The organism is Streptomyces sp. CNZ301 (assembly GCF_004217425.1).
On the sequence record NZ_SHLG01000001.1, the window covers coordinates 3,928,886 to 3,946,106 of the forward strand.

The 17,221-nt window shown below is 70.1% G+C and carries 15 protein-coding genes and 1 tRNA gene; 8 read left to right on the top strand and 8 right to left on the bottom strand.

The genetic code is table 11. The annotated features are described in order from the left end of the window. Window positions 1-14: 14 nt before the first annotated feature. A complete protein-coding gene (locus EV375_RS16915) occupies window positions 15-488 on the bottom strand; it encodes a RidA family protein (protein WP_130300165.1) in 474 nt (157 codons plus the stop codon). Beyond that, complete coding sequence (sp36, locus tag EV375_RS16920; protein ID WP_107374329.1) at window positions 485-643, bottom strand: Sp36 family protein; 159 nt, start codon at window positions 641-643, stop codon at window positions 485-487. The genes EV375_RS16915 and sp36 overlap by 4 nt, the downstream gene beginning before the upstream one ends. A gap of 43 nt (window positions 644-686) precedes the next feature. Between sp36 and bagA the strand changes: the two genes are divergently transcribed. Both bagA and bagB read left to right on the top strand, forming a co-directional pair. Continuing rightward, the gene (bagA, locus tag EV375_RS16925; RefSeq protein ID WP_130300166.1) at window positions 687-1,661 is read left to right on the top strand and encodes an ATPase BagA; all 975 of its coding nucleotides are present in this window, start codon (window positions 687-689) and stop codon (window positions 1,659-1,661) included. Then, on the top strand, window positions 1,658-3,124 hold the full coding sequence (bagB, locus tag EV375_RS16930) for an ATPase BagB (protein ID WP_130300167.1): 1,467 nt from the start codon (window positions 1,658-1,660) through the stop codon (window positions 3,122-3,124). Before bagA ends, bagB begins: the two co-directional genes overlap by 4 nt. Before the next feature lie 540 nt (window positions 3,125-3,664). On the opposite strand, the gene EV375_RS16935 is transcribed toward bagB, so the two are convergent. Next, the gene (locus tag EV375_RS16935) at window positions 3,665-4,027 is read right to left on the bottom strand and encodes a WhiB family transcriptional regulator (protein ID WP_070017779.1); all 363 of its coding nucleotides are present in this window, start codon (window positions 4,025-4,027) and stop codon (window positions 3,665-3,667) included. A gap of 468 nt (window positions 4,028-4,495) precedes the next feature. On the opposite strand from EV375_RS16935, the gene EV375_RS16940 reads away from it, so the two are divergent. After that, window positions 4,496-6,754: a transglycosylase domain-containing protein gene (locus EV375_RS16940; RefSeq protein WP_130300168.1), complete on the top strand. Its 2,259-nt coding sequence runs from the start codon at window positions 4,496-4,498 to the stop codon at window positions 6,752-6,754. A 421-nt stretch (window positions 6,755-7,175) separates the two neighbouring features. Here the strand turns inward: EV375_RS16940 and EV375_RS16945 are convergent, their stop codons facing one another. Further along, complete coding sequence (locus tag EV375_RS16945; RefSeq protein ID WP_130300169.1) at window positions 7,176-7,643, bottom strand: GatB/YqeY domain-containing protein; 468 nt, start codon at window positions 7,641-7,643, stop codon at window positions 7,176-7,178. A 198-nt stretch (window positions 7,644-7,841) separates the two neighbouring features. Between EV375_RS16945 and EV375_RS16950 the strand changes: the two genes are divergently transcribed. Both EV375_RS16950 and EV375_RS16955 read left to right on the top strand, forming a co-directional pair. Beyond that, window positions 7,842-8,771, top strand: coding sequence for a metallophosphoesterase (locus EV375_RS16950; RefSeq protein WP_130300170.1), 930 nt, complete (start codon window positions 7,842-7,844; stop codon window positions 8,769-8,771). A gap of 69 nt (window positions 8,772-8,840) precedes the next feature. After that, a tRNA-Pro gene (locus tag EV375_RS16955) sits at window positions 8,841-8,914 on the top strand. Window positions 8,915-9,262: 348 nt separating this feature from the next. Here EV375_RS16955 and EV375_RS16960 read toward each other — a convergent pair. The 3 genes from EV375_RS16960 to EV375_RS16965 all read right to left on the bottom strand — a co-directional run bounded on the left by EV375_RS16960 (window position 9,263) and on the right by EV375_RS16965 (window position 12,646). Continuing rightward, window positions 9,263-11,395: a pentapeptide repeat-containing protein gene (locus EV375_RS16960; RefSeq protein ID WP_130300171.1), complete on the bottom strand. Its 2,133-nt coding sequence runs from the start codon at window positions 11,393-11,395 to the stop codon at window positions 9,263-9,265. Window positions 11,396-11,729: 334 nt separating this feature from the next. After that, window positions 11,730-11,897 (bottom strand): hypothetical protein, encoded by a 168-nt coding sequence (locus tag EV375_RS29160; RefSeq protein ID WP_165434755.1) that lies wholly within the window; start codon window positions 11,895-11,897, stop codon window positions 11,730-11,732. A 170-nt stretch (window positions 11,898-12,067) separates the two neighbouring features. Then, the gene (locus EV375_RS16965) at window positions 12,068-12,646 is read right to left on the bottom strand and encodes a hypothetical protein (RefSeq protein ID WP_130300172.1); all 579 of its coding nucleotides are present in this window, start codon (window positions 12,644-12,646) and stop codon (window positions 12,068-12,070) included. 278 nt (window positions 12,647-12,924) lie between these two features. On the opposite strand from EV375_RS16965, the gene EV375_RS16970 reads away from it, so the two are divergent. The 3 genes from EV375_RS16970 (at window position 12,925) to EV375_RS16980 (ending at window position 16,141) form a co-directional block, all read left to right on the top strand. After that, the gene (locus tag EV375_RS16970; protein ID WP_486588524.1) at window positions 12,925-13,998 is read left to right on the top strand and encodes a lysylphosphatidylglycerol synthase transmembrane domain-containing protein; all 1,074 of its coding nucleotides are present in this window, start codon (window positions 12,925-12,927) and stop codon (window positions 13,996-13,998) included. 308 nt (window positions 13,999-14,306) lie between these two features. Beyond that, window positions 14,307-15,245 carry an ATP-binding cassette domain-containing protein gene (locus tag EV375_RS16975; RefSeq protein ID WP_486588525.1) on the top strand — a complete coding sequence of 313 codons (939 nt, stop codon included), beginning with the start codon at window positions 14,307-14,309 and terminating at the stop codon, window positions 15,243-15,245. After that, complete coding sequence (locus EV375_RS16980; protein ID WP_130300173.1) at window positions 15,242-16,141, top strand: ABC transporter permease; 900 nt, start codon at window positions 15,242-15,244, stop codon at window positions 16,139-16,141. The genes EV375_RS16975 and EV375_RS16980 overlap by 4 nt, the downstream gene beginning before the upstream one ends. Window positions 16,142-16,217: 76 nt before the next feature. On the opposite strand, the gene EV375_RS16985 is transcribed toward EV375_RS16980, so the two are convergent. Next, window positions 16,218-17,006: a TetR/AcrR family transcriptional regulator gene (locus tag EV375_RS16985; RefSeq protein ID WP_486588526.1), complete on the bottom strand. Its 789-nt coding sequence runs from the start codon at window positions 17,004-17,006 to the stop codon at window positions 16,218-16,220. Between the last annotated feature and the right edge of the window lie 215 nt (window positions 17,007-17,221).

A 17,221-nucleotide genomic window follows, 5' to 3' on the forward strand; every position in this document is an offset into this window, starting at 1 on the left:
CCGCGACGCTGCGTTCAGTCCGCCCAGTCGGCCAGCTCGACCTGGACCTCGACCTCGACAGGCGCGTCCATCGGCAGCACGGCCACACCGACGGCGCTGCGCGCGTGGATGCCCTTGTCGCCGAAGACCTCACCGAGCAGTTCGCTCGCACCGTTGATGACGGCCGGCTGAGCGGTGAAGTCCGGTGCGGAGGCGACGAATCCGGTGACCTTCACGACCCGTGCGACCCGCTCGAGTCCACCCGCCACCGAGGCGACGGCGGCCAGGGCGTTCAACGCGCACGTACGCGCCAGGTCCTTGGCCTCCTCCTGCGTGACCTCCGCGCCGACCTTCCCCGTCGTCGGCAGCTTGCCCTCGACGAGCGGAACCTGGCCCGCGGTGTACACGTACCGTCCGCTGCGCACGGCCGGCACGTACGCCCCTGCGGGGGTGGCGACTTCGGGCAGCGTGATGCCGAGCTCCGCGAGCCGGGAGTCGACGCCGCTCACTGCTTTTCCCGCTTGAGGTATGCCACCAGTTGCTCGGAACCCGTCGGGCCCGGGACGACCTGGACGAGTTCCCAGCCGTCCTCTCCCCAGGTGTCGAGGATCTGCTTGGTCGCGTGCACGAGCAGCGGCACTGTCGCGTATTCCCACTTCGTCATGGGGCCGAGCGTAGCCCGTCGCAAGCTGGTTAGGCTCCCGGGAGTGAGCAGGCTGCATGTTGTCACAGGCAAGGGCGGCACCGGCAAGACGACGGTCGCCGCGGCACTCGCGTTGGCCCTGGCCGCCGGAGGGAGGCGCACACTCCTCGTCGAAGTCGAGGGACGGCAGGGCATCGCTCAGCTCTTCGAGACTGAGCCCCTTCCGTACGAGGAACGCAAGATCGCCGTCGCACACGACGGCGGCGAGGTCCATGCGCTCGCCATCGACCCCGAACGGGCGCTGCTGGACTACCTCCAGATGTTCTACAAGCTGGGCAGCGCCGGGCGCGCACTGAAGAAGCTGGGCGCGATCGACTTCGCGACCACGATCGCACCGGGTCTGCGGGACGTGCTGCTGACCGGCAAGGCCTGCGAGGCCGTACGCCGCCGGGACTCCCGCGAACGGCGTGTGTACGACGCGGTGGTGATGGACGCACCGCCCACCGGCCGCATCACCCGCTTCCTCGGCGTGAACGAGGAGGTGGCCGGGCTGGCCAAGGTCGGCCCTGTGCACAACCAGGCCCAGGCCGTGATGCGGGTGCTCAAGTCGCCCGAGACGGCGGTGCACTTGGTGACGCTGCTGGAGGAGATGCCTGTCCAGGAGACCGTCGACGGGGTCGCGGAGCTTCGCGAGGCGGGGCTGCCCGTCGGGGCGGCGCTGGTGAACATGGTGCGGCCGCACCTGCTGGACGAGGAACTGCTGCACAACGCCGACCGCGGTCCCGACGGTGACCTGGTCGACGCGCTGAAGCGGGCGGGCCTCTCCCGCGCGGACCGGCTCGTCGGACCTCTCATCGAGCAGGCACACGAACACGCGCAACGCGTCGCGCTGGAGCAGGAGCAGCGCTCAGCGCTGGCGAAGCTGGACATGCCCCTGTACGAACTGGGGCTTTTGCCCGAGGGCGTCGAACTCGCCGGGCTCTACCAGCTCGCCGCGGACCTGCGCGATCAGTTGCCACCACGCCAGGAGACGTCATGACACAAGGCAGGACGGACACCCGGACGCACAAGGCCGGCGGCGCCGAGCACGCGGCACGCGCCGGAAGCCCGCTGGCCTCCGAAGTGGCTCTGCGCGTCGACCCGTTGATCGACGACCCGGAGACGCGGATCATCGTCTGCTGCGGCTCCGGCGGCGTCGGCAAGACGACTACCGCGGCCGCACTCGGCGTACGGGCGGCGGAACGCGGACGGAGGGCCGTCGTCCTCACGATCGACCCCGCGCGGCGACTCGCGCAGTCCATGGGGCTCACCGAACTGGACAACACCCCGCGGCCCGTTCCGGGCGTCGACGGGCAGGCCGGCGGCGAACTGCACGCCATGATGCTGGACATGAAGCGGACCTTCGACGAGATCGTCGAGGCACACGCGGAGCCCGAGCGCGCACGCGCCATCATGGCCAACCCCTTCTACGAGTCGCTCTCGGCGGGCTTCGCGGGTACGCAGGAGTACATGGCGATGGAGAAGCTGGGCCAGCTGCGCTCCGTCGGGGACTCCCCGGGCGCGGAGGGCCGAGGGGAAGGCTGGGACCTGATCGTCGTGGACACTCCGCCGTCTCGCTCCGCGCTGGACTTCCTGGACGCGCCGAAGCGGCTGGGCTCGTTCCTCGACGGCCGGTTCATCAGGATGCTCATGGCGCCGGCGAAGGCGGGCGGCCGCGCCGGGATGAAGTTCGTCAACCTCGGCATGGCCGGGCTGTCGATGTTCACCGGGGCGCTCAACAAGCTGCTCGGGACGGGCCTGTTGCGTGACGTGCAGACGTTCGTGGCCGCGATGGACACCATGTTCGGGGGGTTCCGTACGCGTGCGGACGCCACGTACAAGCTGCTTCAGGCGCCCGGAACGGCGTTCCTCGTGGTGGCGGCGCCGGAAAGCGACGCGCTGCGCGAGGCGGCGTACTTCGTGGAACGCCTCGCGGAGGAGCGGATGCCGCTGGCCGGGCTCGTACTCAACCGCGTGCACGGCAGCGGTGCCTCGGCGATCGGAGCGGAGCGGGCACTGGCCCTCGCGGAAAATCTTGAAGAGGGCGGCATTGTGGATCGAGGGCACGGGAAGAGAAAGGGACACAGCGCCCACTCCCCCGGGCGCGGCTCGTCGGACGGCACGGTCGCGGACGAGCAACGGGAAACCGGACAGGACGCCGACCCGGACTCCGCCCTGCGGCCCGAATCCGCAGACGAGCCGACGGGGCGGAACGGGCATTTCGGCCACACCGAGCAACTTGCCGCTGCCCTGCTGCGTTTGCATGCCGAACGCATGCGGCTCCTGAGCCGCGAGCGGCGCACGCGCGACCGCTTCGCGGCGCTCCATCCCGAGGTGCCGGTGGCTGAAGTGGAGGCGCTGGCCGGCGACGTGCACGACTTGGCCGGGCTGCGCACGATCGGCGAACTGCTCGCCCACGGGCCGCAACACCGGAAGGCGCCGGCGCGCCCGCCTGCGGCCTGATCCCGCGCTCCGCTCGCTTCCGGTCCGCTCGCCGGCGCCGGCCACGCGTTCATGAGGCGACGCGTTCAACGGGACGGGCCCGGACAGGAGCGCACTTCCGCCCCGCCGGTCACACGGGCCACGCGGCCCGCACGGGCGGCCGGCACCAATACCCGCGCCCTGCGCTCGCGTTCAGCAGCGAGCCGCAGCCCATGCGTGGCGAACGCGCCTCGCGACGTGTTCATCCCTCGTTGCGGGACCGTGCCCTCGTTGCGGGACCGTGTCCTCGTCGCGCACGAGCGCAGCGCGCGTCACACACGAGTGCCGCGCGTCGCACCTCCCGCCCGGAGTTCCTCGACCGAGCGGTACGAACGGTGCGTCGCGGCACGTCGAACAGGGGGATGGGAGCCCGCGGGAAGCGTGAGGTGCTGGCGACCCCGCGGCACACGCATGGCGTGGCGCGACGTCGCTACCGCTCAACTGCCGTATGGCGCAGTCGCCTTACGACCGAGCGGCAGTGCACGTCATGCCGTCACGCCCCGGATCACCGGGAGACGGGCCTCACCCCGCCGCCGCGTAGTCCTTCACCGCGTTGACGGCGTAGTCCTTCGCCTCCTCAAGGTCCAGAGGCAGAACTCCGCCCGTGTCACGCTCGTACTCCATGCGCGCCGTCTCGAGTAGCCGGCGCCATGAGGTGACCGTGGGCCGGCGGCGCAGCAACGCCCTCCGCTCCCGCTCGGTCATCCCTCCCCAGACACCGAATTCAACTCGGTTGTCCAGCGCGTCGGCCAGACACTCGGTGCGCACGGGGCACCCTGTACAAACGGCCTTGGCGCGGTTCTGTGCCGCACCCTGCACGAACAGTTCATCCGGATCGGTAGTGCGACAGGCTGCCTGCGCACTCCAGTCGGTTACCCAGCCCATAGCCGGCGCCGTCCTCTCCCGAATCGAGGCTCCCCCACGGCGGCAAGCGGCATATTCGCCGTTGCCTGTTGGTGACGTTACGGAAGGCGGGCAGGGCGCAACACCCCCAGCGGGCCCAATCTTGGATGGCCCGAACGGACTATGCGTGCGCAACAAGTAACCCACCGGAGTGAGCCGGTAACAACCTGGACTCAACTTGAGCTCAACTCGGGGTCACTTGACGCCCTCTTGCGCTCAAAGCCGAGCTTTCGGGACAACACAGGAGTTCACGGCGGTGCGGCGGGAAGGAACTTGCCGGACACTTCACGGCACTTGGCGCTGTTCCGGACAAGCCTCATCACTCACAGGAGTGAGCGGATAGGCCGCAGTGGAGCGAGGCCACAGTGACGGTGTGAGGTTCGATGCGTACGCCAGCTTAGGCGAACTGAGGCTCCCCTGTCCGGCAATTGAGAACGTAGGCTGACCGCCATGGTGAAGATGAGTGCCGGCGGTGGTGAGTCCGCGTTCCAGCAGGGCGCCAAGTTCCTCGGCGTCAGCGTGCTGGCGGGCGCGGTGCTCGCAGGTCTGGCGCTTCCGGCGGTCGGCAGCCTCGGGCTCGTCACCAAGAACACGGTCCAGGGCTTCGACGAACTCCCCGCGAACCTCAAGCGTCCACCGCTGAGTCAGCGCACCACCGTCCTCGACTCCGAGGGCGGCGAGATCGCAAAGATCTACTCGCGGGACCGCACAGTCGTCAGCCTCTCCGAGATCTCACCCACCATGCGCAAGGCGATCGTCGCCATCGAGGACGCACGCTTCTACAAGCACGGCGCCGTCGACCTGAAGGGCATCCTGCGCGCGCTCAACCGCAACGCCCAGAACGGCGAGGTCGAAGAGGGCGCCTCCTCGCTCACGCAGCAGTACGTGAAGAACGTCTTCGTGGAGGAGGCCGGCGACGACCCCGACAAGGTCGCCCAGGCCACCCAGCAGACGATCGGCCGGAAGATCAAGGAACTCAAGTACGCGATCCAGGTCGAGGAGAGCCTCGGCAAGAAGAAGATCCTGGAGAACTACCTCAACATCACCTTCTTCGGGCAGCAGGCCTACGGGGTCGAAGCAGCCGCGCAGCGCTACTTCTCCAAGCCCGCCAAGGACCTGGACGTCCACGAATCGGCCCTGCTGGCCGGGCTCGTGCAGTCCCCCGCCCGGTACGACCCGGTGCAGAACGAGGACGCGGCCAAGAAGCGGCGCGACACCGTGATTTCACGCATGCAGGCCCTCGGCCACATCTCCGCCGAGGAGGCACGCGAGGCGAAGGACAAGCCCCTCGGCCTCGACATCAGCAAGCCCCGCAACGGCTGCATCACCGCTTCGCACGGGGCCGGCTTCTTCTGCGACTACGTACGCGAAGTGATCCTGAAGGACCCGGCGTTCGGCAAGACGGAGAAGGCACGCGCCAAGCGGTGGAACCAGGGCGGCCTGACGATCAGGACCACGCTCGACCCGAAGGCGCAGAAGTCCGTCGAGGCCTCGGTCAAGAACCATGTGAACAAGTCGGACAAGGTGGCGACCGCCGCCTCCATAGTCGAGCCGGGCACCGGCAAGATCCTTGCGATGGGCCAGTCGCGGCCCTACGGCTTCGGTGAGAACGAGACGCAGATCAACCTCTCCGTGGACGACGACATGGGCGGCGGCGCCGGCTACCAGCCGGGCTCCACCTTCAAGCCGGTGATCGCGGCGGCCGCGCTGGAGCGCGGCATGAGCGTGTACAAGAAGTACCCCTCGCCGTACAAGATGCAGTACCCCTCGCCGGTGCAGACGTGCGGAGGCCAGTGGAACGGCAGCGCCCCCGTCGAGAACGAGAACAAGAGCGAGGTGGGCCCGTACGAGATGAAGGAGGCCACCGCCAAGTCGGTGAACACCTACTTCGTCTCCCTCATCAGCGAAACCGGCGTCTGCCCCGTCACGGAGATGGCCGGGAAGATGGGCATCGAGCGGGCCGACGGCAAGGAGATCGACCAGGTCCCCTCCATCACCCTGGGCACGCAGGAGATGTCGCCGCTGACGATGGCCGAGGGGTACGCCACCTTCGCCAACCGGGGCGAGCACTGCACACCCGTGGCGATCGAGTCGATCACCGACGCACGCGGCAGGAAGCTCCCGGTGCCGAAGACCTCGTGCGAGCGCGCGATGAGCACGCGGACCGCCGACACCGTCAACTCGCTCCTGCGAGGCGTCGTCGAGGACGGCACGGGCAAGAAGGCCGGGCTGAGCGGACGCGACAGCGCGGGCAAGACCGGCACCACGGACCAGCGCTACGCGGCATGGTTCGTGGGCTACACGCCGAACATGTCGGGCGCCGTGTGGGTCGGGGACCCGGCGCACAAGACGCAGATGACGAACATCTCGATCGGCGGGAACTACTACGACAAGGTCTTCGGCGGCGAAGTGCCCGGCCCCATCTGGCGCGACGCCATGGCAGGTGCCCTGGAGGGCAAGCCGGCCCCGAGCTTCAACCTCATTCCCATCGACGACGACAAGGGCAAAGGCAAAGGCCGCGACAAGCCCAAGCCGCCCGACGACTCGCCGTGGCCGGACATCACGCTTCCCCCCGACTTCATCGGCGGCGGCGGCAACGGCGGTGCCGACACCGGAGGCACCGGGGGCCAGAACGGCGGCGGTGGCGACCCGTTCGGCGGGCGCGGCGGCGGCACGGGCGGACGCTCCGGCGGGACCGGGGGCTTCTAGGCCTCCTCGGCCGGCCGCGGACCGGCTGCCGGCCGGCTGAGCGCAGGGCTGGCTTCGCAGGGCTGGCTGAGCGCAGGCTTCCGGAACGGTCTCCGGCTTCCGGAGCGCTCTTGCGACTCCGGAGCGCTCGGCTGCGAAGCGCCCGGGGTCACGGGCCCACGCGACCCGCGCCCCGGGTGACGCCCGGGCCCGCCCGGTGGGCTCGTCGAGCCCCGGGAGCCTGGGCATCCCGCTGCTCGTGACCGCCGGTCTGCACGCGTGAAGGGGGCGCTCCTCGGGGAGCGCCCCCTTCACGCGTGCGTGTGTGCTTCGGGCGTCTGTGGTTCGTACGTCTGCGCTTCGTGCGCCGGGCTTCGTGCAGTCGTGCGTCGGGGGCCCGTCCCCTGGCCCTCGGCCGTTCCCGGCGGGCCAGAAGCCGGGGTCAGCCCGAGGCGAGCCGCTTCTTGACCGCCGCCGCCACCCGACCGCCCTCGGCCCGCCCCTGCACCTTCGGGTTGACGATCTTCATGACGGCGCCCATCGCGCGCGGGCCCTCGGCCCCTGCGGCCTGCGCCTCCGCGACGGCCTCGCCGACCAGCGCGTCCAGCTCCTCGTCCGTCAGCTGCTTCGGCAGGTAGTCGGCGAGCACCTCCCCCTCGGCGCGCTCCCGTTCGGCCTGCTCCCCGCGGCCGCCGTCCGCGAACGCGTCCGCCGCCTCGCGGCGCTTCTTCGCCTCGCGTGTGATCACCTTCTGGACCTCGTCGTCCGACAGCGCGCGTGCGGACTTGCCGGCGACCTCCTCCTTCGAGATCGCGGCGAGGGTCATGCGGAGGGTCGCGGAGCGCAGTTCGTTGCGCTCCTTGATCGCTGCCGTCAGGTCGTTCTGAAGCCGGGACTTGAGCGTAGTCATAGCGTTTTCATGTCCTCCTGGGAATCCTGGCCCCATCATCCCGCACGCGGCGCCGGGAGCGCTCCGGGCGCCGTCGCTGCGCCCGGGACGGAACGTCCGCGCGTGCCCTCCGCCGGCCGCTTCCTCCCGGGGACGAGCAGCGGGTGCGCGCACGGGCACGGCGTGCGAGGGGTGCGACAGGTCTGCGACCATGGTCCGATGCGCGCGCGATACGGAGTCCCCCTCACCCTGACGGCACTCGGAGCGGCCTGCGTGGGCTATGCGACGCTCGTCGAGCCCCGCTCCTTCCGCCTGCGACGCGTGACGGTCCCCGTACTGCCGCCGGGCATGCAGTCGCTGCGCGTCCTGCAGGTCTCCGACATCCACATGGTCGGCGGGCAGCGCAAGAAGCAGCGCTGGCTCCAGTCGCTCGCGGGCCTGCGCCCCGACTTCGTGATCAACACGGGAGACAACCTCTCGGACCCGGAGGCGGTGCCCGAGGTCCTGGACGCCCTCGGCCCCCTCATGGAACTCCCCGGCGCGTACGTCTTCGGCTCCAACGACTATTACGGCCCGAAGCTGCGCAACCCCGCCCGCTACCTGATGGAGAAGGCCAGCGGGCGCCACGGTCTCAACGGGAACGCCCCGGCCGTCGGCGCCGTGCACAACCCGTGGGAAGGGATGCGCGACGCCTTCGACGCGGCGGGTTGGGTCGGCCTCAGCAACACCCGCGGACGTCTCAAGCTGGACGGCGGCCAGGAGATCGCCCTCACCGGCCTGGACGACCCGCACATCAAGCGGGACCGCTACAGCACCGTCATCGGCGGCCCCGAACGGGACGCGGACCTCTCACTCGCACTCGTCCACGCCCCCTACCTTCGCTCCCTGGACGCCTTCACCGCGGACGGCTACCCGCTGATCCTCGCCGGGCACACCCACGGTGGGCAGCTGTGCATCCCCTTCTACGGCGCGCTCGTGACCAACTGCGACCTGGACACGGACCGCGTCAAAGGCCTCTCCACCCACGTAGCCGGCGGCAACCGCTCATACCTCCACGTCTCGGCGGGCTGCGGCGCCAACCGCTACACACCTGTGCGCTTCGCGTGCCCGCCCGAGGCGACGTTGCTGACGCTCACAGCCCGCGACTGAGCGGGCGGGCCCCACGAAATCCCGATTTCACCTCAGCCTTCGGCTGGGCTAGAGTGGTGCGCGTTGCTTCGGGGTGTGGCGCAGCTTGGCAGCGCGCTTCGTTCGGGACGAAGAGGTCGTGGGTTCAAATCCCGCCACCCCGACAGATGTGATGTCTCAGGACATCGGAAACTCCCGGACCCACGGTTGTGGGTTCGGGAGTTTTGTTATGTGCGGGGTGGGCCGGGTGGTCGCCGGGTGGGTTGGTAGTCGCGGCTGGGGTTGATGGTCAGTTCGCGGAGAAGTTCGCCGGTGGCGGCGTTGATGACGCGGACGGCCACATCACTAGCGGGAGCCCTTGCGGGTCGCGTCGAAGCAGCCCATCCCATCCGGCATCACCCGCTTCGTCAGGCCTTGAGGACTGAGCAGGGCCGGACTGTCATCTACCCGTGCATCCGCCCCCTGGTCTCAGTCGCGGCGTCACATGACTGAGCGCTCGGTGTCAGCCGGCACTAACGTTTCACGCGGCCTCGGACGGCGAGGAGCGCCAGGGCGAGCAGAATGGGTTCGGTGAACCGGGAGGCCATCTCGGTGTAGCGGCCGGCGGTGGTCAGGGACTGGCCGCTGGAGCGGAACACCACGGAGTTGATGACCACGTCCGCCGCCTTGTGGGCGCGTGCTGTGGTGAAGCGGTCGGGGAAGTCGGCGTGGACCTGGGGGTTCTGGTTGCCGATGACGCCGGTGCCGGGCGGGTAAGGCTTGGCGGGGGTGTCCGGCAGTCCGAAGCCCACCATGAGCAGCACGGTGAGGGTCATGGCGCACAGCAGCCAGCCCAGGGCGCGGGAGGCGCGCAAGCCGTACCCGGAGGCAGCCCAGTACATCCACAGCAGCACCCGCTCGGCGGCCGGGCCGTGTGAGTCGTGGCGGCGCATTTCCATCTCGCCGTAGTAGAAGTCGGCCGCCCCCGGCTCGTTCTTGGCGTCCTCGAAGCCTTTGCGCAGCTCCCGATAGATCGGCGCCAACGCGGCAGGCTCCAATGGGGATCGCCCCTCCCGTTCCGCTGTCCACCCGGCCCCAGCCTGTCCACGGGTGGCTCGCCAATGCTGTTCCTCGGCCAGGGTTTGACGCGACGTACAGCGCACCGGCACCGGGCCCCGGCGGTACAGGCCGGCGGGCGCGGTGGGAAATGCGCAGCGGCCGTGCAGGCGCAGTTGGTCAAGGTGGATCGTGCCGGCGAAGCGGCAGTTGGTCAGATCGACGTCGGTCAGGACGAGGTGGGAGGCGTCCACACCGTGCAGGGACGCCACACGGACCGGCGCCTCGACGAGCCCGGGTTCTTCAAGTCCGGGCTCTCCGAGGGCGTTGAACGGGGGGTGGGAAGCAACACTTACCGGGAACTCGAGCACCGCATCGCTGAGATCCACCACTGCGTGCCGCAGCCGCAACGCAGCCGTGGAGGCCCACCGTGTACGCCGGCAGTCAACTCCGCCCGCCGCGACCTCAAGAGTCACAGCTGAAGAGAACACCGCCGCCGAGAGATTCACCGTCCCTCGGCATGCAAGCGGTCCGACCTGCGAAGCTCTCTCGAACGATGCCTCGCCGAACCAGGCGTCACGCTTGAACCTCGCCCTGCTGAACCCGGCGCGTCCCTGGAATATCGCCAAGTAGAAGCCGGCGTCACCCTCGAACGTGGCCGGTTCGAATCCGGCGTCGCCTTCGAACGTGGCCAGCTCGAATCCAGCGCGTCCCTGGAACGTCGCCCCGCTGAACCCCGCACTGCCCCCGAACGTCGCCCTGCTGAACCTGGCGCTGCCCTCGAACGTCGCCTCGCCGAATTCGGCGTCGCCCTGGAACGTCACCCCACGGAACCCGGCGTCACTCTCGAACCTCGCTCCGCCGAACCCCGCACTGCCCTCGAACGCCGCTCCGCCGAACCCGGCATCACGCTGGAATGACGCCCCGCCGAAAGCGGCATCGCGCCGGAATGATGCTCCGCGGAACCCGGCACTGCCCCCGAACGTCGCGCCACCGAACCCCGCACTGCCCTCGAACGCCGCTCCGCCGAACCCGGCGTCGCGCCGGAACGTCGACCCACGGAACCCGGCGTCGCCCTCGAACCTCGCTCCGCCGAACCCGGCGCTGCCCTCGAACGTCGCCCCACCGAACCCGGCATCACCTTGGAACGTCGCTCCGCCGAACCCGGCGCTGCCCTCGAACGTCACCTCGCCGAACAGGGTGTAGCCCTGGAACATCGCCCCGGCGAATCCGGCGTCGCCCCCGAAACGCACCTTGCGAAACCCGGCGCCGCCCCCGAACCTCGCGCCGTCGAACCGGACGGCTCCGAAGTGTGGCCGATGGTCGGTCGGATCGCGGACAGCGTCCAACAGGTGCCCCAACAGAACGGTGTTGAAGATTGTGCCGCGGTAGTCGAGATCTCTGCCGGGGTGGAGGGACGACAGGTAATAGTGGCGGTCGATGCCGTGGAGGTGTGCCAGACAGGTTTCGTACGAGTCCGACCCGGCCTCATCGGAGGCTTGGGGCAGGCGCGCGACGCGCCTGCCCCGGCACCCCACCGGGTCGTCCGCGTCGGCCCCGCGGCCGCAGTGCGGGTACGGGGGAGGCTCGGTCGGCATAGTGGTGGTCATGCCCTGATCGACGCCGCGGGCTCTGACGCCGGTTGCTGACGGAGGTCCAGTCTGGCGAAACCCTGCAGGGGATCGTCGGTCAGCGCCTCTCGGCAACCGACCGCGACCAACGCGAACCAAGGCTCCCACCTGTGAAGTTCCTCAAAGTCCCCAGGACCTGATCAGCGACGAGCTCCCTCTCACCGACGCTGCCAGGCCCTCACCCCTGCTTCGTCCACGCCGACCGGAAAGGTGTTGCTCCGGCCGTGACGACGATCGGCAAGCATGTACGCGCAACGCAACGGCGCTACGGCGCTACGGCGTTACGGCGTTACGGCGTTACGGCGTTACGGCGTTACGGCGGAGCACGTATCCGCTCGGTGGGTCGGGCACGCTCCCGCTCGCCGCGCGCCCTCGACTCACCGCTGGGGGCGACGCTCACCTCTTCGCCGCCGGATACATCGAAGTCCCGGGCCGTTCCGGAGCTGTGCAGATGCGCGATGTCGGCCTGCTCCACATCCATAGGCGAGCCCGCCTCGGTGATCCGGGCCGGACGCTGATCACCGAGGCGGGCTGGTCGTGGCGTGGCGCGTTCCCGGCAGTGCCACGACCCCCGCCGGCTGAAGGCGGCAGCACCGAACAATGCAGCCCCGCCTGTCCGTTGGCAGGCCAGCGCCGCGCCTTCTCGTTCGCCTACATGGGTTCGCGGAAGGTGATGCCGAGATGCTGCTCAAGTGCTGCGCGCTGGTCGGCCGTGGCCAGGACCATGACGTCGTCGGTTGCCCCCAGAGGGTGTTCGGGGCCGTTGTCGACGCAGCGGAAGTCGCGGTCGTCGTCCGGGCTGAGCGCTTCGATGGCGGCCTGCGCCGCGCCCATGTCCAGGTAGTCGTTCGACTCCTGCTCGACGAGGAACGAGAGCGGCTCGCCGTTGCGTTCGAAGTGCATCTCGCCGCGGCCGTCTTCCTCGTCGTCTTCGTTCTCCTTGTCGAAACGGTAGTCCGAGACCGTGACGGCACCGCCGGTGAGGGCTGCGGCTTCTTCCAGGAGCCAGTCGTAGTGCTCGTCGGCGAAGTCGACGTCGTCGGCGTGGATGCTGACGGCCACCCCGAAATCTTCGAGGGCGGAGACGATGTCGCTGTGCGATTCCAGTCCGCCGTACGGCAAGCGGTCGAACTCCTCCGCGACGCTCCGGGACTTCTCAGGGGAGACCATGCCGATGCCGGTGAGGACTTCGGCCATCCGCGCGTAAGTGAGGGATTGCGCCTGTGACATGGCCGCATCCTCTCAGCCGAGGAAGACCGACGGGGGGCGGTTCCGTTCGCACGTGGCACGTGGCAGGCGGCAGGTGGGAGGCGGCGGGCGGCAGGCGGGAGTCCACGCTCCGGAGCCTGCCCGGCCGCGCCCGACGTTTCCGGGGCACACCCCGAGGACCGGGGCGTCCCGGCTGAGATGCCGGGGCTGAGATGCCGGGCCGCGCGGGCGCGCCACGCGGTACGGCCGCCTCCGTCCTGCGCGGCGTGACGGCACCGGCCGGAGCACAGTGGAGGCCCATGGAAAATCATCGCAGCGACCAGCAGGAGCCTTCCGCCCGTCCATCGCCTGCGGCGGTGCGGCCGTTGTGGTGGGCGGTGTCGGGTGTCCTGCTCACCGCCGCGGTGATCCTGGCGGTCACCCGTCGGCGTGAACTGGTCGCCGCGGTCGGTCTGATCACTCATGTGGACCCCCCACGTCTGTTCCTGGCGATCGTCCTCGAGGCGGCGTCGCTGGTGTGCCTGATCGCGCTGCAGCGGTGGCTGCTGCGGGTCGGAGGGTCGGGCATCCGGTTCGGAACCGTCGCGGCCATCGTGCTGGCCGGCAACGCCATCGCGGGGGCGCTGCCCGGCGGTGCCGCGTTCGCGGTGGCGTGGGCGTACCGGCAGTTCCGCGTGCGCGGGGTGGGGCAGGCGCCGGCCGCCGCCGTCCTGGCGATCGCGGGGGCGCTGTCCGGGCTGGGCCTCTTCGTCCTGCTGCTTGCCGGTGTGCTGGCCGGCGGCTCGTCGGGTCCCGGGGCGCGGGTGCTGCCGGAGGTCGTGGGGCTGGCGGTCTTCGCCGTGGTGGCGGTGGGCGTGGCGTACGGCCTCTCGCGGTTCCGCGCCGTGCGGCGTCGCGTCCGGCGGATGTGGGTGAGGATCGGCATGCGTTCGCGCCGCGTGCAGAACGTCGAGCAGGCGCTCGCCGGCCTCGTCCGCCGCCTTCGGGCCGTCCGCCCGGGAGTGCGTCCGTGGCTGGGCCCGTTCGCCCTGGCCCTGCTCAACTGGGTCCTCGACCTGGGGTGTCTCGTCGCATGCGCGTGGAGTCTGGGCATCCGCCTGCCCTGGCACGGGCTTCTCGTGGTGTACGCGTTCACCCAGGCGGCGGGGGCGCTGCGGCTCACTCCCGGCGGCCTGGGCGTGGTCGAGACGAGCCTCGCCGTGCTGCTCAGCCTGTACGGCCTGGGCGCGGGGCAGGCGATCGCCGTCACGATTCTCTACCGGGTGCTGAACTACTGGGCGCTCCAGCCGGTCGGTTGGGGCGCGGCGCTGGGCCTGATGCTGCTTCAGCGGCGCCGTCGACGGCAGGAGAACGAGAAACGCCCGGACGCCTGACGGGAGCCGCCCGGCTGCACGCGCTTCGGATGCCGTGCCGCGGTGTGCGGCGCACCATCGGTGAAGAACCGTACGCCCGCCTCGTGGCGGCTCCGGGGCGTTCACGCGCCGGCTGCCGGCCGCCTTCGAGGCCGATCGCGCCGATGCTGGGAGACCGTAGTGTGGGCGACCTTCTCACCGGGACGCATCGCCGGAACGCGTACCGGGGTCCGCAGCCCCGCCCCCGCGGCGGCCGGCACCGTGCTGCGGGTGTCCGGCTCCTGCACGCGGGCCGTACGCCGGTGACGGCGCCCGGCAGACCGGGGGCCGTGATCCGGACGGCCGGGCTGCGGAAGGTCTATCCGAGGGCGGACTTCGCGGCGGTGGACGGGGTCGACCTCCAGGTGGAGCAGGGCGAGATCTTCGGGCTGCTCGGTCCCAACGGCGCGGGAAAGACCACCACCGTCGGGATGCTGACGGCCCGTGTGGTGCCCACGTCGGGCTCCGCGTACGTCGGCGACATCGACGTGATCAGGCATCCGACCCTGGCCAAGCAGGTCATCGCCGTCGTGACGCAGCAGAACACCCTGGACCGCGCGCTCACGGTCTGGGAGAACCTGTACTTCCACGGGCTCCTGTTCGGCGTTCCGCGCCGCGAGGCGCGCCGCACCGCGGACGAGCTCCTCGACCGGTTCTCCCTCTCGCGCTGGGGCGGGACCTCTGTCTACGAACTCTCCGGCGGGATGGCGCAGCGGCTGCTCGTGGCCCGTGCGATCTTTCACCGTCCGGCGGTGCTCTTCCTCGACGAGCCGACCGCGGGGCTGGACCCGCAGGGCCGGCGGGCCCTTTGGGAGGTTCTGGAGCGCCTCATCGCGGAAGGCCAGACCATCCTCATCACCACGCACAACATGGACGAGGCGGACCGTCTCTGCGACCGCGTGGCGATCATCGACCACGGCCGCATCCTCGCCCTGGACACCCCGGGAGCGCTCAAGCGGAGCCTCGGGGCGGACACCGTCGTACGGGTCGTCACCGGCGGCGATCCGGAAGCACTCGCGGAGCGGCTGAACGCGGACATCGAGGGGGTGGTCCGTACCCGCGCCGTCGACGGCGGAGTCGAGCTCCAGGTCAAGGGCGCCGACCGGCTGCTGCCCAGGGTGATGACCAGCGCCGAGTCCGGAGGGTTCTCCCTGGTCGACCTCTCGCTGACCGAAAGCACGCTGGAGACCGTCTTCATCAACCTCACGGGTAAGGAGCTGCGGGAGTGACTGCTTCGTCCGACGCGCCCCGTCCGCGGACCGGTCCGGCCGGCGCACCGATCAGCGTGCGTCCGCGGCGTTCCGCGGCGGCGGCGAGCCGGTCGGCGCTGGCCGCCCTGGTCCTGCGGGACGTGACGGTGCTCCGGAAGAACTTCGGCGAGTTCGTCGGCCGGACGGTGATGCAGCCGTTCCTGCTCGTCTTCGTCTTCCTCTACGTCTTCCCGAGCATCGGGCAGGGCATCGGGGCGGGCTCCGGCGGGGCCGGGGAGTCGGCGTTCGCGACCGTGCTGGTGCCGGGGGTGGTCGCCGTCGCGATCATGTTCCAGGGGATCCAGTCGGTCGCCATCCAGATGTCCCAGGAGTTCGGGTACACCAGGGAGATCGAGGACCGGGTGCAGGCTCCGTGCCCGATCTGGCTCGTCGCCGTGTCGCGGGTGCTGTCCGGGGCGGTGCAGGGACTGATCTCCGCGGTCATCGTGCTGCCGATTGCGGCGGTCGTGCACGCGCCGGGGGTGAACCCGGACCTTCGGATCAAGTGGTGGATCGTGCTCACGCTGATCCCGCTGGCGTGCATCGCCATGACCTCTCTTGGGCTGCTGCTGGGGACGTCCTTCGAACCCCGCAACATCGGCCTGATGTTCGGGTTCATCGTCCTGCCGCTGGTCTTCCTCGGCGGCACGTACTACCAGTGGACCAAGCTCGGGTCCGTGCAGGTCGGCGGGTTCCACTGGCTTCAGGCGCTGGTCCTGGTCAATCCGTTGATCTACATCTGCGAGGGGATGCGGGCGGGCTTCACCGACCTGACGCACATGCCGCTGTACGTCGTCTATCCGGTGCTGGTGGGGGCCTGCGTGCTCTTCCTCGCGCTGGGGCTGCGGAACTTCCGCCGCAGGGTGCTGTCCTGACCGAGGGCGGACGCGGGGCGTTGCGTCCGGTCGGCGGCCCGCACCGGGCCGTGCCGGGGCGGAGCTGTTCGTTTCGTCAGGAGACGTCGGCACCCGTGACGGACGGGCTGCTCTCCCTGGGGCCGTTGCGGGAACGGGCGGGCTCCGGTTCGGACGCCGGCGGGGGCACCGGCGGTGACTCCGGCCCGGGCTCCTGGCCCGGCGCTGCCTCCGTCACCATCCTCAGCGCGAGACCGGCGTAGAACTCCCCCAGTTCGTCGGGGGAGTCGGCACCGTCCAGCCGGTACCAGCGGACCAGGTCGATGCCGAGCGAGAGCATGCCGCGCACAACCCTGTTGACGTCGACCTGCGTGAACGTACCGTCGGCGACGCCGCGGGCGACGGTGGCGCGGAAGACCTCGTTGGTGCGGCGACGCAGTTCCCGGATCTCGTCGTAGTGGTCCGGAGTCAGCGCGTTGAGCTCGTACTGACAGACCCTGGCGGCCACGTGGTGACGTGCGTGCCAGGCGGTGTAACGCTTCATCAGCAGACGCAGCCGGTCCTCGGCTCCGCCGGCCGCCTCCACTTCGGGCACCTGTATGTGGGCGAGCGCGCGCTCGTGACCGATCCGCATGATCTCGTGGAGCACGAGCTCCTTGGACGGGAAGTGCACGTAGAGCGCGGCCGGACTGAGTCCGACCCCGGCCGATATGTCCCGTGTGGTCGTGGCGTGGAAGCCGTTGGCGGCGAAACAGCGGACCGCGGAGGCGAGCAGTCCGCGCGCCACCTCGCCGAACTCCTCGCTCCACAGGTCAGGTGACTGGTCCTGGAGGCGCGGGTCGTCCTCCATCTCCTGTGGCGTGAAGCGGGCCTGACGTTTGGCCATGCCGTCTCGCCCCTTCCTGCGCTTCCGGTTCGGGTCCTGGCTGCGCTGCCGGCTCGGTTCCGGTTCGCGTGCGGTTGCCGTCTCGTGTGCGGATGCCGATGCCGATGCCGCCTCGCGTGCGAATGCTGCCCGGTGAGGCTCCCCGCGTCACGAGGGCCTCGAACTGTGTACCACGGGGGCTGACCAAGCGTTCAGGCGTCCGCGGGGGAAGGCCG